This is a genomic window from Enterococcus sp. 3G1_DIV0629 (genome assembly GCF_002141285.1).
Taxonomy (GTDB): Bacteria; Bacillota; Bacilli; order Lactobacillales; family Enterococcaceae; genus Enterococcus_B; species Enterococcus_B lactis.
In genome coordinates this window covers 33,893-48,624 of sequence record NZ_NGLI01000004.1, presented here as the reverse complement: position 1 = coordinate 48,624, position 14,732 = coordinate 33,893, and the positions used below count along the sequence as shown (strand labels likewise).

Annotated in this window: 12 protein-coding genes and 2 pseudogenes; 12 read left to right on the top strand and 2 right to left on the bottom strand. The window is 29.6% G+C overall.

Annotated features, from left to right (window positions below; all coding sequences use genetic code 11):
- The 11 genes from A5816_RS14435 to A5816_RS14380 all read left to right on the top strand — a co-directional run.
- Positions 1-658 (top strand): M23 family metallopeptidase (locus A5816_RS14435; RefSeq protein ID WP_179189732.1); only part of this gene is annotated, 658 nt, incomplete at its 5' end.
- Between the two features lie 332 nt (positions 659-990).
- The gene (locus tag A5816_RS14430) at positions 991-1,797 is read left to right on the top strand and encodes a polysaccharide deacetylase family protein (protein ID WP_086311594.1); all 807 of its coding nucleotides are present in this window, start codon (positions 991-993) and stop codon (positions 1,795-1,797) included.
- 110 nt (positions 1,798-1,907) lie between these two features.
- Positions 1,908-2,951: a tagatose 1,6-diphosphate aldolase gene (locus tag A5816_RS14425; protein ID WP_086311593.1), complete on the top strand. Its 1,044-nt coding sequence runs from the start codon at positions 1,908-1,910 to the stop codon at positions 2,949-2,951.
- A gap of 221 nt (positions 2,952-3,172) precedes the next feature.
- Positions 3,173-3,799 carry a hypothetical protein gene (locus A5816_RS14420; RefSeq protein ID WP_086311592.1) on the top strand — a complete coding sequence of 209 codons (627 nt, stop codon included), beginning with the start codon at positions 3,173-3,175 and terminating at the stop codon, positions 3,797-3,799.
- Positions 3,800-4,598: 799 nt separating this feature from the next.
- Positions 4,599-4,793: a hypothetical protein gene (locus tag A5816_RS14415; RefSeq protein WP_086311591.1), complete on the top strand. Its 195-nt coding sequence runs from the start codon at positions 4,599-4,601 to the stop codon at positions 4,791-4,793.
- 29 nt (positions 4,794-4,822) lie between these two features.
- Positions 4,823-5,005, top strand: coding sequence for a hypothetical protein (locus A5816_RS14410; protein ID WP_086311590.1), 183 nt, complete (start codon positions 4,823-4,825; stop codon positions 5,003-5,005).
- Positions 5,006-5,180: 175 nt separating this feature from the next.
- Positions 5,181-5,552: a hypothetical protein gene (locus tag A5816_RS14405; RefSeq protein WP_086311589.1), complete on the top strand. Its 372-nt coding sequence runs from the start codon at positions 5,181-5,183 to the stop codon at positions 5,550-5,552.
- Between the two features lie 268 nt (positions 5,553-5,820).
- Positions 5,821-6,525 (top strand): WxL domain-containing protein, encoded by a 705-nt coding sequence (locus tag A5816_RS14400; protein ID WP_010733220.1) that lies wholly within the window; start codon positions 5,821-5,823, stop codon positions 6,523-6,525.
- A 71-nt stretch (positions 6,526-6,596) separates the two neighbouring features.
- On the top strand, positions 6,597-7,649 hold the full coding sequence (locus A5816_RS14395; protein WP_179189730.1) for a DUF916 and DUF3324 domain-containing protein: 1,053 nt from the start codon (positions 6,597-6,599) through the stop codon (positions 7,647-7,649).
- A complete protein-coding gene (locus A5816_RS14390) occupies positions 7,639-7,998 on the top strand; it encodes an LPXTG cell wall anchor domain-containing protein (protein ID WP_010733218.1) in 360 nt (119 codons plus the stop codon). Before A5816_RS14395 ends, A5816_RS14390 begins: the two co-directional genes overlap by 11 nt.
- Before the next feature lie 221 nt (positions 7,999-8,219).
- Positions 8,220-10,142, top strand: coding sequence for a BspA family leucine-rich repeat surface protein (locus A5816_RS14380; protein WP_179189729.1), 1,923 nt, complete (start codon positions 8,220-8,222; stop codon positions 10,140-10,142).
- Between the two features lie 293 nt (positions 10,143-10,435).
- Here A5816_RS14380 and A5816_RS14375 read toward each other — a convergent pair.
- A pseudogene (locus tag A5816_RS14375) lies at positions 10,436-10,667 on the bottom strand (addiction module antitoxin).
- Between the two features lie 781 nt (positions 10,668-11,448).
- Between A5816_RS14375 and xerS the strand changes: the two are divergent.
- Positions 11,449-12,534 (top strand): tyrosine recombinase XerS, encoded by a 1,086-nt coding sequence (xerS, locus tag A5816_RS14370; protein WP_086311586.1) that lies wholly within the window; start codon positions 11,449-11,451, stop codon positions 12,532-12,534.
- 73 nt (positions 12,535-12,607) lie between these two features.
- On the opposite strand, the pseudogene A5816_RS14365 reads toward xerS, so the two are convergent.
- A pseudogene (locus A5816_RS14365) lies at positions 12,608-14,587 on the bottom strand (heavy metal translocating P-type ATPase); the annotation flags it as partial.
- Between the last annotated feature and the right edge of the window lie 145 nt (positions 14,588-14,732).

The following is a 14,732-nucleotide window of genomic DNA, read 5'->3' as shown; positions in this document are numbered from 1 at the left end:
TCTCTATACTACTCAAGCAACATTTCGAAAATATAAAAATTATGAAGATAGTTTAGCTGACTATGCGAAACTACTAAAAGAGGGATTAACAGGAAATAGTAATTTTTATGATGGTGTATGGAAGACAAATACAAAAAACTATCAAGAAGCAACTAGATTTTTAACAGGAAAATATGCTACTGATACGAAATATGATCAAAAGTTAAATGGTTTGATTGAAACTTATAATTTAACAGAATATGATCAAGAAGTAACTGATCCGAAGTTAAATAATAAGGGATATATTGTTCCATTGAAGAACTATACGATTTCTAGTTTATTTGGTAAGCGAGAAGGAGAGTTTCACAGAGGTCTTGATTTAGCCGCTGCACAAGGTGAACCAATCTATGCAAGTAAGACGGGAACAGTCATTAAAGCAGAGTTTCATCCTTCTTGGGGAAATTATGTAGCAATTGAACATGAAGACGGTACAACAGCGTTATATGCACACCAACAAGAATATCAAGTGGAAGTTGGAGACCACATAAAACAAGGTCAAATTATCGGTTTTGTTGGTTCTACGGGAAATAGTACAGGTAGCCACTTACACTTTGAACTTTGTATAGATAATACTTTAGTTCAAGCACAATTAATTGATCCTAAAACAGTCTTATTCTAAAGAATAAGACTGTTTTTTTATTTATACTAAGAATCTGTTATCTGTATCATGAAAACAAATAATTATAAAATATTTTTTCAAAATTTTATAGCTATATTAGCAACAAACTTGTAAACACATAAACACAAGAGTGATAAATAATAAACAGCTAAGTCGTTGAATTTTAATTAGATAATAATTATCTAAGCACTAAAATATCCAAGGCTAAGCTCAACATATATTTTAACGTTATCATTAAAATATAAGTACTTTTGATTTCAATATTTTTGTTAGTGTAGCTATACATTATTTTATTTGTATGTAAAGTTTTTAGAAAAATGAGGGGTGTAATTTTGAAAAAAATATATTTATTTATTGGACTAATTGCATTAGCAGGAGTTTTGTCTTTTGAAGTAACTTCAATTGTTAAAGCTATGAATGCTAGACAAGAGAAATCTGCGGCATTTGCACAGGCTTCAGAAGAGAAAAACACAGAAAATGGCAAGACCATGGATTCAATTTCAATTGCTAATGATGATTCAAGTGATGAAGCTAATAAAAGTGTAGCAATTAGTTTTGATGATGGACCTAGTCAATCAACTACACCACAACTTTTAGAAATTCTAAAGTCTAAAGGTGTGCATGCTACGTTTTTTGTATTAGGAAAAAATACAGAAAAATATCCTCAAATCGTTAAACAAGCATCAGAAGAAGGTCATGAGATTGGAAATCATACTTATGATCATGAAAATCTCTTTTACCTTCCTGTTGAAAGTGCCAATGATGCTATTAAAAAAGCAGATAATGAAATTAAAAAAGCAACTGGTAAACAAGCAAAGTTCATTCGACCACCCTATGGATCTATTACGAGTGAAAATGCTCTTGCCATTAATAGACCATTTATTCAATGGTCTGTAGATTCTGAAGATTGGAAGACAAGAAATTCTGATCTAATTTTAAAAAAAGTGCAAGACACTGTATATGACGGTTCAATTATATTATTTCATGATATTTATCCTGAAACTATAAATGTTATTCCTAGAGTGATTGATTATCTAAAAGATGAAGGATATAAATTAGAGACTGTAAGTGAATTACTTGATAATCCAACAACAGCAGAAAATTTTTATGGAAAAGGAGATCATCGGCCTGTTGAATGAATAATATATAAAAGAAAAACATAACAAATAAGATAATAAACTAATAATTTATATTTAGCATTTACTATTAAAATTTCTACAATTATATCGAATAGATTGGAGTGTTTAATATGAAAAGAATATCAAGAGGAAAATTTGAAAAATTACAAAAATTATCTGATGAAAAAGGTATTATAAATGCCTTAGCAATTGATCAGCGTGGATCAATGAAAAAGATGATTGAGTCAGCAGTGGGAAAAGAAAATTTTTCTATGAACCAAATTTATGAGTTTAAAGAACTAGTATCGTCAGAACTTACCAAACATGTCAGTGGTATTCTATTAGATGAGGAATACGGATTCAAGGGGATTAAAGCAAAAAGTAATCATTCGGGTCTAATATTATCTTATGAAAAGACGGGATATGATACCAGTAAAACTGGACGTTTTCCAGAGTTATTACCTGGAGATTCTTTACAACGTTTATTGAAAAAGGGTGCTGACGCAGCAAAGGTATTAGTCTACTATAATCCCGATGATACAGAAGAAGTACTGACAGTTAAACATGCTTTTTTAGAACGATTAGGCATGGAAGCTTTAGCAGCAGATATTCCTATTTTTGTTGAGCCTATTGTTTATGATACAAAAATTACTAATAATGATTCGCCGGAATTTGCTAAAATCAAACCTAAAAAAGTAATTGAAACGATTAAAGAATTTACTAAAAGCAAATATCATATTGATGTTTTAAAAGTAGAAGTTCCAGTAGTTTTTAAATATGTAGAAGGTTTTACTGATAAAAACACTGATTCTGTTTATACAAAAAAAGAAGCATCATCTTATTTTAAAGAAGCTAGTGATGTAGCAACACGACCATTTATTTACTTAAGTGCAGGAGTACCAACAAATATATTTAGAGAAGAACTGATTTTTGCAGGTAATAGTGGAGCTAATTTTAATGGTATTCTAGGTGGTCGTGCTACTTGGTATGAAGGTGTAGAGGTATACGCAAAACAAGGAAGAGATGGATTAAAAAGATGGTTAGAAACCCAAGGTTATCAAAATGTTGAGGAATTAAACAATATCTTAAGCTCTTATGCCAAACCTTGGTATGATGCTTACGGTGGCTTAGAGCAAATTGAAGTTTTTGATCTAGATATAATGGATTTAAAATAGAAGAATAGAATCAAACTAGTAACTGATAAAATTTATTGGTTGATCTGGGATTGTTTATTTAAACAATCCCTTTTTATGAATTATTTTGATCAAATGTAATTAAGTTATCAAAATGTCAGAAAAAATAAGCATTTACTGCGATAATGGATAACCAAATTACTAATGAACATTCATTTAAAATGTATATCAATATTTGATTCTTGTATTAAGGAGAATAAAATATGGTAAAAAAATTAATTTCTTATTTATTTAAAGCAGTTATGGCTATCATCTTTTTGGGAGGGTGCACAAACAATAAGGACTCAGAAAGCAGCTCTTATGAAATTAAAAACGAAATAATTATAAGCAGTTCTTCTAGTTCTACTTCTAAGGAAAAAAATAGACTTAAAAATGACAAATATTTTAAAAAGGTAATAAATAAGGATGTAGATCCTAAAGTTATGAATGCAATATCTTTTAAACCAAATCATGAAAATACAGAATGGAACAACCTCAAGTTTCTAGTAGAAAGTATAAAAATAGTAAACGTAGAAAATTTCAGAGATGTAAATAGAAATGATTACAAAACTCTGATATCTGTAAAATATAAATTTCTAAGCAAACATGATAAAGTCAAACATATCAAATCTAGTAATGCTTATATTGTTTTAGAAGATGATATAAAAATAAAAGCAGAAACCTTTTTAGAAGAACAAACGGATGATTTTTTGACACGTTGTAAAAATGAGAATGGCTATGTTCATTTTAAAATCAAACAAGAGCAAAAACTTAACAAAATAAAAGCACTAATCATTGTATTAATAAGTGATAAGGGTACTTCTTACACATATTTAGTTCCCGTAGATTAGTTAAAATACCATATATCAAGTAGTACACACGTATACTTTAATAAAATCTTTTTAGTTAGACTATAAGGATGTAGTATAATTTGTTTATTTGAATTTATCTCAATAACTTAAGTTAAAAGCTTTCTATTTTATAAATAAATAAAATAGAATCTATAAACAAACTTAATGAAACGCCTATTGAACTATTTGATTAAGTTATATATCATTTTTTCATAATCAAATAGTTATTTAGCAACAGTTATAAACTATTGCTTGCTAATATTTATCGATTAGTTTATTTAAAAATTCTGAACTGTCTGCAAAAATTTTTAAATTTTCTAGTTGATAATTCTACAAGATTTTTTTATGTGCGGCATTTTACTATCAACCCTAAATATAAGTGCGCAACTTTTTATTGTTAACACACAAAACATAAAAAAATCTAAAATTACTCAAGAGGTTTATCCTCTTGAGTTCTAATCGGTAAATATTAGCAAACTATCACGCACAAATAAATTTTTATAAATGACAGTATGTATATACCGATAAATTAATATGTGTGTATTTTTGGGTAATTTGACAGTTTTTTATATTTTTAAATGATTTAGTATATATTTAGAAATTTACTGAAAGAATGAGTGTGATTTTTTCAGTATTTTTTATACACTAACTTGGGAATGTTTTTTCGTTCTACTAGCTCTGTATTTCGATTTAAAATAAACGTTATTTCCTTTTGTTATAATTGAGTAGGATTCTTTGACGTTTAATTTTATTTTTTTTATCTTATAGTTAGAATTTTTTGGAAAGCAGGTGCACGAAAATGTACTATGTTGAAGTAAAAACAAAAGGTGTCAAAAATAAACAATATGTCAAGTCAGTTCATAACGATTTCCCTATTTTAGGATCATGGGAAGAAGCAGAACCCTTTTCTCAAGAGTGTGCTTTAAAAGTAAAAAAGAAATTAGAGATAGAACTTACTTGTGGAAAAGCAACTGTAAGTATTATTGAAAAATAGATACAAAATATAGGAGTTGTGATTTAGTTATGAAAAAAAATTCTTGTACTGCTAAAATTGTTAAATTAGAAAAAGAGAATGCTATTTTATTAACCGAAGAAAATAAAAAAGTTAGTATTCCATATGATTATTTTGAGGTTTATCCTGTAGTAGGTGAAACTGTTAAGTTATATCAAGATAACGAAAATATTTTAGTAGCACCAAAGTTATAAATACTCGTGCTTTAAAATGTCGATACTTACAGTACTTGAGTAAAAAATGATATTAAGAACATATCACTAACTAGTCTTATTAAACATATAAGACTAGTATGTACATATAAAAAATCATAATATCTTTATATATAAAATAATGATACAAGTAATACTCAAGAAAGGAGAATTCTTAGTGAAGAGAAATATCTTTTTGAATAAAGTAGATTATTTTGGCTTTTATGAAAAAGTATGTAATGACAAAGTATTATTGAAACAATACCCATTGGTAGTGAAAGAAATACAAAATATTTGTCAAATTATAAATTCAAAAATTGAAGAAATAAACTCAGATAATTTTTTTGAATTACATGCTGAAATTTTAGGCTATGATGCTCGATTGCAAATTATCCTGTCATTATTACCTAAGAGTAGTGCAGAAAAATTATCTTATAGTTTAACAGAAAAAGAAATTATAGACCTTTCTCAAAAAGATTATAAATATTTTTTCAACGAATGTTGCGATTGTGAGGAATGTACCAATTCATTATATTTTTCTATTATTTAAATAAGTGCTTTTATCAATTGCGGTCAATAATTCTCAATTAAAAAAGAAATATTATTTTTATAGTATTTCTTTTTTTTGTGTTTATTTAAGAATTTCTACAACGAAAACAAATGATATTTTATAAAAAATGCTAATAATAAATATAAAAAATGGAAATAAAAAATCTATTGATTTCATTTCGAAAATTTAATAAATTTATTTCGTAATTTAGATGATAAAAAATCTAAATAAAGAAAAATTATTAATATTAAAAGGAGGAGATAGAGAAATGAAAAAATTTACTTCTCTATTCAGCGCAGGAATTATTTTATCTACTATGGTTGGAGGAGGTTTAACAGCTTTTGCGGATGTCTCAGCAGAACCAGAAGAGCCATCTACAGTAGTTGTAGACAATAAAGAAACACCAGTAAAAGCAGCATTTACATTACCAACAGGCGGTGGGGAAAACCCAAACGTACCTGAAGATCCAGATAATAACGATAATACAAACAACGATTCTGATCAAGCTTTCGCAATTGCATATCAACCAAAACAATTTGACTTTGGTACATCTGAATTACAAGAATCTGGTCAACAAGTAATTAAATCAAAAAACGAAAATCCATACCGCGTAGGTGTAAAAGATAAAAGACGTTTAAATGAAGCCTGGACATTAAATGCTAAATTAGAATGGACTGGTGAAAATAAAGATCAAATGACTGGTACAACTATTCAAGTAGCAAATACTGAAGTAAAGAAAAATGTTGAAGGACAAGCTACAGGAGCAGTAAATCCAGACGGAGTTACTGGTGTAAATAAATTCACATTAGGGACAGAAGCTACAACAGTCATGAGTGCTAATGCTACACAACGTAACGCTGTATATGATGATAAATTAACAGATGTTACTTTAGTTATTCCAGAAGCTGGAAATGTTTCTGCAGGAAGTTACACTGGTACTGTTACTTGGACATTAGAATCAGCACCTAAATAAAATGCTTATTAAAAGTAAAAAAGGAAGGTTCTCAATACCTTCCTTTCATTATATTGGAGGTTATGAATACAATGATTAAGATAGTCAATAAATGTGATAGAAAAAATTCATTTGTTATACAATCTTTATTATTTATTCTAATGATTTTCGCATTCTTAACTCCATTAACTACACATGCTGAAACAAGTGGTGATTTTACTTCATTTACAGTAGAAGGGATACCTAATGAACATCAAATAGATGGTAACTTAGGCTATTTCTTTTTAAAGGAAGATCCTGGAAATAAAGATAAAATTGGGGTAAAGGTAATCAATGAAGGAAATACTACACAAAAAGTTTCAATAAAAATTACTGATGCCAATACAAATACAAATGGTATTATTGATTACTCTGGTAAGGTAAAAAATAGTAAGTATTTAACGATGCCTTTGACTAAATATGTAAAGGCTCCTGATTCTGAGGTAGAAGTGCCAGCTCACAGTACAAAAGATATATGGCTAGATTTGGCAATGCCTGAGAATAAATTTGAAGGAGTCATTATTGGTTCAGTAAATATACTGGATTCTCAAGAGAATAAGGAACAAAAAGGCTTTACTTTAGCCAATCGTTATGGCTATACCTTGGGTATAGTATTGGCAAATGAAAAAACAGATTTAAATAAATCTGTTTCAGTAGAATTAGATGATGTACAAGCAAAACTTTTTGACGGTCATAAAGTGGTCCAAGCTGATATTGTCAATAAAAATCCGTATATTTTCAAAGCGGATGAAGTAAACGCTCAAGTATCTAAATATCAAAGTGATAAAGTAATAAATAAAGTAGAAAAAAGAGACGTAAGTATTGCGCCATATCAAATCTATCCACTTCAATTAGATTGGGGAAAACGTAATTTATCACCAGGAAAATATGTTTTAAAATGTGAAGTTAAATACAAATCTGATACTTGGCAGTTTGAGAAGATATTTGAAATCAAAGAAAATAAAGCTAAAGAAATCAACCAAAAATCTGTGATTAAGATTCAAATACCATCATGGTTAATCTATCTAATCATTGCATTGATTATTATTAATGTGGGTATGACTATTTACATTACTGTAAGAAGGAGGAAACAAGATGAAAAATAAAACAATAAGTTTTATGAGCTTACTGTTACTCCTGGCAAGTATATGTTTCGTACCTAAATATTCAGTTGCAGCTTCTTCAATCGATGGGAACGAAGGGTTAGAAAAAAACTCTGAAGTGCATGTGATCTTAGAAAGAAAGCTTGTCGCAAAGCCTACTATTTCGCAAGACAACATTTCTAATCCTTCGGATAACTTAAGTCACACTAGTTCTAAATATAAAACATTTCCACAAACGAATGAATCCACTTTTTTGTGGTTACAATTATTAGGAATAGTGATCTTATGTTTGTTGATAACTTTCGTTATCTCTAACAATAAATCCATGAAAAGATATGGAGGGGTTAGATAATGTATACTATACCAATCGTTATTTTAATAATAGGATTATTATTATTAGGAGTTAATATCTATTTGTTATTTAGCGACTATAAATATGTTCTACAAAGTAAAGTAAAGCATTATCTAATAGTGAATATTCTAAGTATTGTTTTAGCAGTAAGTATTATTATATGCGCTTCTGTTTATTTCTTTATGATTTACTCTCAGTTACAGTAAATGGAGGTGACTCATATGAAAAAGAGTATTGCACTAGCTTGTATTACTGTTTTATGTTGTAGTTCATTAAGTAGCTATAAAGTGTCTGCAATTTCTGAAGAGACTCCTACAGAAACTGAAAGTTCAGCTATTAATAAGGAAGTCAAAGAAGAAGCAGAACAAAAAACAGAAGAAACAAACAACACGGTATCATCTACAGAAGATTCAAGTAATGTAATTAAAGAATCTGAGGCAGAAGATAGTAGTTCAGATACTGAAGAAACTACAACTGATAGTAGTGATTTAGCTAGTCAATCTAGTTCTGAAGAAAATGATAGTAAGAAAGAAACGACGTCTACTACAACTGAAAATACGGACCAACAAGAAACTAAAGACGAAAAAAAATCTGATGCTACAGGCAAAGATGAGAAACAAACAAAAGGCAGATTTGATGAATTTACGCCGACAAATTTTGTTCTAAGTGATTGGGAGTATGAATATAAAACAGTAATAGATGATGGAAGTAATCCCAATCCCGGGGACCCTACAACAGGTGAAAAAAAGGTATATATACTAAAAAAGTATAAAGGGACCAATAAAAATTTAGAAATTCCTGCTTTATATGAGACACATGAAGTTTGGTTAACAGATGAAAATAATGGTCAAAATATTTTCCCAATGGATATTGAAAGTGTTAAATTTGTATCACAATCATGGGGGAGTGCTGGGGTATTTGGTTTTAATACAGCTCAATATTTTAAAGATAGAACAAAATTAAAAAGTGTAGATTTTGAAGGATTTAACTTTTCTAGAGTTACTTCTATTAGTCAAATGTTTATGAACTGTACATCTTTACAGTCTATAGACTTGTCGTTTGCTGGTACAACTTATGTAGAAGATATGTCTTCGCTATTTGAAGGTTGTACTAATTTAACCGATTTAAATTTAGAATATATCGATACAAATTCTCTAAAAAATATGAATCGAATATTCTATGGATGTGATTCTCTAAATTGGTTAGACTTTTCAAATGTTAATATCAATAATGTGACATATACTGATTTGATGTTCTACACTGAACAAAAAACACCATTGTTGATTTTAACTGGAGATCAAAGTTATACAAAGCTGTCTAAGGTAGATTTTGATAGAAATAACCGTATTGTACCAGGACCTTGGCTAGATGCCAATGGTGGCCAATTTTCTAATGGTGCATCAATTATTTCTTATTTTGATAACATTCTGTTAAAATCGCGTGATGAACTAAAGTTAGACAATTTAAGAAAAAAATTAGAAACTACAATACCTACTAGAGCTGGTTCTAAATTTATTACTTGGGACATTGTTGGATTTAATCCACAGAATCCAGTTTCAATTTTAGATTATACAACAACAATTTTTAAAGCTCGTTGGGACTTAGTATCTCCAAATACTAGTGTTGATAACACCAAGTTCCCCGCACAAAATCAATTATCTTTTGCATATATACCTACATCATTTTCTGTTAAAGGAACACAAGTCTTACCAGATAGTGGTGCAAAAGATTACTTATTTAACAAACAGCAAGGCTTTAATGTAGGTGTCTATTATAATGGTTCAACTACTACTAAATGGAAAGTACAAGCTAATTTAGATTGGAAGAATAATAAACGAATTCCAGATTCGTTTATAAAAACTGAATCTCAAAGCAAAATTATGATGAATGTGAATAATGGTTCAGATCCATATAATCCATCTAAAGATTTAGTTTCAGGCCCAGCTACTGTGAGTGGTAGAAAAAATGTATCTATTACAGAAGTTCCTATTGATATTATGTCTAACAATTCTCTAGGTTCACAAAAAGGCGTTTATGACTTGAATTTAGGTAATTGCTATTTGCATTTAAATAATGCAGGAATTGTTGCTCCTGGTTCTTATGAAGCAACCGTCAATTGGAACTTAGTAGTAGCTCCAGAATAATAGCTAAAAAAAGAAGTATAGGTTATCTATACTTCTTTTTTATTATTGTTTGCGGGATATACGATAGAATCTAAATATTATTATAAGTCAGAAAAGAAGAGCTTACGCCAGACCCCAACTATATAGAAAATTTACGTTTTCTATATAGTTGAGTTTTATATTTGAAGTAAACTTCAAATAATCAATAAAATATGGGGAAAATGAAGTTTATCTCAAAATGATTCATTAGGAGAATATTTTTTATTGAGTTACATCCATTTTTACCATATCTTTGGCACACAAATATTTTATAATTATTTGTTTCTAAGCTCTCTAAAGGTAGTTTCATAATCTGTTAGTGCCTGGAATGTTGCTATATTTATTTCATCGGATATAGTTATTTTTTTTAATTGCAGCATGAAGTTTTTCTTCATCTAAGAAAACCGTGTCTCCGGGACGCAGTTCATTTTCTTTAAGAAACTCTTTCGAAATAGTTAAAACTACTGAGTTTCCTACTTCTCTAAGTTTTATTTCTTTGATCGACATAATATTTTCCTCCTTTAGTTATGTATGTACTGTATATCTATTTGCTGGGTTTAAGGCAATTCCTTAATTATGTAATTATCATAAAATACATCTACTCTATGAACTCCTGTTTGAGACTCAATAATAATTATTGCATAATTAATGAGCTTGTTTTTTGATTTTGTTTTTGCAATTGCGACAGAGGTAGCAGCCCACTACATCTGCAAATGGCTTGATTGTAAAATTGCCAAAAAAGACAGTAAGCCTACCCGTTAATCTGAAAAGAACGTAAAAGAAAACCACTAGCCAGCCCGCTAGTGGTTTTCGGTCGTAATATGAACCTGTTTTTGATAATTTTATTATAGCATATATACTATTAATAGCAATCAGCAGACAACATTTCATATTTGATTGTAAACTTACAAAAAAGATGGTGAGAATATCTGCTAATCTAAATAGGTACATAAAAAACTATTTAGATGTGTTCTTTAGAAATGGTTACTTCTCCCCCTTTTATACACATAATTAGTTACATTGTTTTATTTTCGCTTATTTAATTATATAGAAAGATTGTTCTTTCTATATAATTAGACAATTTAAAAAATTTAGATTGTCTCCTTCTGTTTCCTTTACTATTCATGTATACCATTTATTTTAAATTATTAAATGTATAACTGTTTATCTACTTTTTTGAAATAAATTAATAAATTTCAGAGTATACCAATTGACAACCCCTCCTAAAATTGGTATAGTCCAATTGTAGAGATACTCCTCTCCCCTACTTATTGAAAGGATGAACAATATGAAAAATACAGAAATATATCAAAAAATAGATACAATCATACTTCATATGCCCGATTATATAAAAGATTTTGTTCAAGATCGTGAGGATAAAGATCAATCACCTCGAACTACTTTAGAATATCTAAAAAATTATAAGCTCTTTTATGAATGGCTTCTGAGTGAGTCTATCGTTCCTGATACTTCAATCACCTCGATAAGACAGTTAACCGCCTATGACCTAAATCTGTACAAATCTCATTTGAAACGTCGCGCAAAAGAAAACGTCAAAAAAGATACAACAAAAACTAAGCTCAAAGATAATAATAACTTAGGTCTATCTACTTCTACTATCAATAGAAATATCACAGCATTAAAGGTTCTATTTAAATATCTTTCGAAAAGTTCCAATAATCCTTTAGGAAAACCATACTTAGACAATAATCCTATGGATCAAGTAGCAACTATCACAGATAAAACTACGTTAGCTGCCCGTGCAAACGCAATCGAAAAAAAATTATTTCTAGACGAAGATACACAAAATTATCTAGATTATATTGCCAATGAATATAAAAAAACTTTGAGCAAACGAGCTTTGATCTATTATCAACGAGATGTAGAAAGAGACCTGGCGATCAATGCATTGATTTTAGGATCTGGATTAAGACTCTCCGAGGTTGTAAATATTAATTTAGATGACCTATCTTTAGACAAGAATAATGTGGTAGTAACTAGAAAAGGAAATAAGAGAGACGCAGTCAATATAGCAGCCTTTGCAATGGAATATTTAGCTAATTATCTAGCTATTCGGAAAGAACGATACAAAGTAACAGAAAACGAAAAAGCTTTATTTCTAGCAATTTATCAAGGAGAAGCCAAGCGTATATCCGGTATTGCAATCGAACGGATGGTAGCAAAATATTCAAAAGGATTCAGAGTCCAAGTCAGTCCACATAAATTACGTCATACTTTGGCTACTAGACTCTATCAACAGACAAATTCATTGGTATTAACTGCTCAACAATTGGGACATTCAAGTACAAATACAACAACTTTATATACTCATATAGATAATGCAGCTACCATTGATGCACTCAATTCTTTATAAAATATTGGATACATTAAAATAGAAATGACCTCTCCCCAAATCATGAGGAGAGGTCATTTCTTATATAATCCTTTTATTTTGCTTTTAAAGTTATGGCATTTAGAGCAACTACAATAGTACTTAATGACATTAAGACAGCTCCAACTGCTGGACTTAAAATGATACCTAATGGTGCGAGTATCCCAGCTGCTAAAGGAATTGCAATTATATTATACCCAGCCCCCCACCAAAGGTTTTCTATCATTTTTTTTCTAGTTTCTTTTGCAAGATTTAAAAAATGAATGATGTCTGTTGGATTACTATTTATTAAAACTACATCTGCTGAATCAATAGCAATATCTGTTCCTGCACCAATTGCTATTCCTATTGAGGCACGTGCTAAACTTGGAGCATCATTGATACCGTCTCCCACCATGACTACTTTTTTGCCTGAATCTAAATATTTTTTTACAATTTTTTCTTTGTCATCTGGTAAAAGATCAGCATAATATTCCTCTATTCCTAAATAATCAGCGACCATTTTAGCTGCATTTTCATTGTCTCCAGTAAGCATTACAGGAGTGATATTGCGCTCTTTCAAAGTTCGAATAAATTGTATCGACTCAGATTTCACAGCGTCTCCTAATGCAATCATAGCCACTAAATGTTTATCGATTAAAAGAAAACTTATCGTATTTCCTTGTTCCTGATAACGTTCAATAAACTTTTTATCTAATGACAAGCCTAAACGCTTTATTTCTTTTTCATTAACAATCTTCACAGTTGTATCTTTTATTGTAGCTTCTATACCAACGCCAGATAGGTTTTTTATACTATCTGCATGATAATAAGTTACTTTTTCTTCTTTTAGATAATTCATAATACTAATAGCTAAAGGATGGTTAGCATTTTCTTCCAATGCACCCAAATAACTAAGTACTTCATCTTTTGAGAAATCTTTATCTACTATTTCTACACCAGTTACTGTAAACTTACCTTTTGTTAATGTTCCTGTTTTGTCTAGCATAATTGTATTTATCTCATTAGCCTGTTCTAATGCATTTCTATTTTTTATAAGTAACCCATTCTTAGCTGCGATAGATGTTGAGCGAGCAATGACTAATGGAACCGCAAGACCTAATGCATGAGGGCAAGCAATTATGAATACTGTAACCATCCTTTGCAGTGCTTCCGATAAATTTGTTAAAAAATACCAAAAAATAAACGCAAGAATACCAGATAGTAATGCTACATAAAATAACCATTTTGCAACCTTGTCAGACAAAGACTCTAATTTTGACTTTTCTCTTTGTGCATCTGCTACCATATTCATAACCTTTGCTAAATAACCTTTTTCTCCAGTAGCAGTTACTTGGATTTCAATAGTCCCTTCACCATTGATAGATCCACCAATTACTTTATCAGAAATATATTTCTTTACCCCTTTAGATTCACCAGTAACAGCTGATTCATCAACTATTGTCTGTCCTTTGATAATAGTTCCATCAGTAGGTATTTTATCTCCTGAACGGACAATTAGATGATCTCCTTCCGTTACATCTTTCAATGAAATTGTTTCTTCTGAACCATCTTTATTTAACTTTCTTACTGTTTTTGGCAATAATTCTGCTAATTTTTGTAAAGCATTTCCTGCATTAGATACGGCACTCATTTCAATCCAGTGTCCTAAAAGCATAATTAGAATTAACGTTGATAGTTCCCAAAAAAAGTTGGTGGATTTCATACTTGGATTATATAGATTAACTATAAATGAATAAAGACTATATACGTAGGCTACAGTAATCCCCATCACAATTAATGTCATCATTGCTGGATTTTTTCTCATTAATTCCATTTTTGCTCCCTTAAAAAAAGGCTGACCACCATAGAAAAACAGTAGTGTAGCTAAAATTAATACTACCCAGTTTGATCCATAAAACGATAATTGAAACGGTAGTTTTATACCCATCATAGGAGAAATAAGAAGAATAGGAATAGCTACAACAAGTGAGACCCAAAATCTTTTTTTAAAATTTCCCATATGCATTGAGTGATTCATATGATTATGATTCATTTTTCAGCACATCCTTTGTAAGTTTTTCACTATAAGAATATATAAGAAAATTTAGACTATAAAAAATAGTCTAAATTTTATACTTCATCAATTAATATAAAAATTCTATTTCTGGATAGTTATGACCTGTCTCTTATACACATCT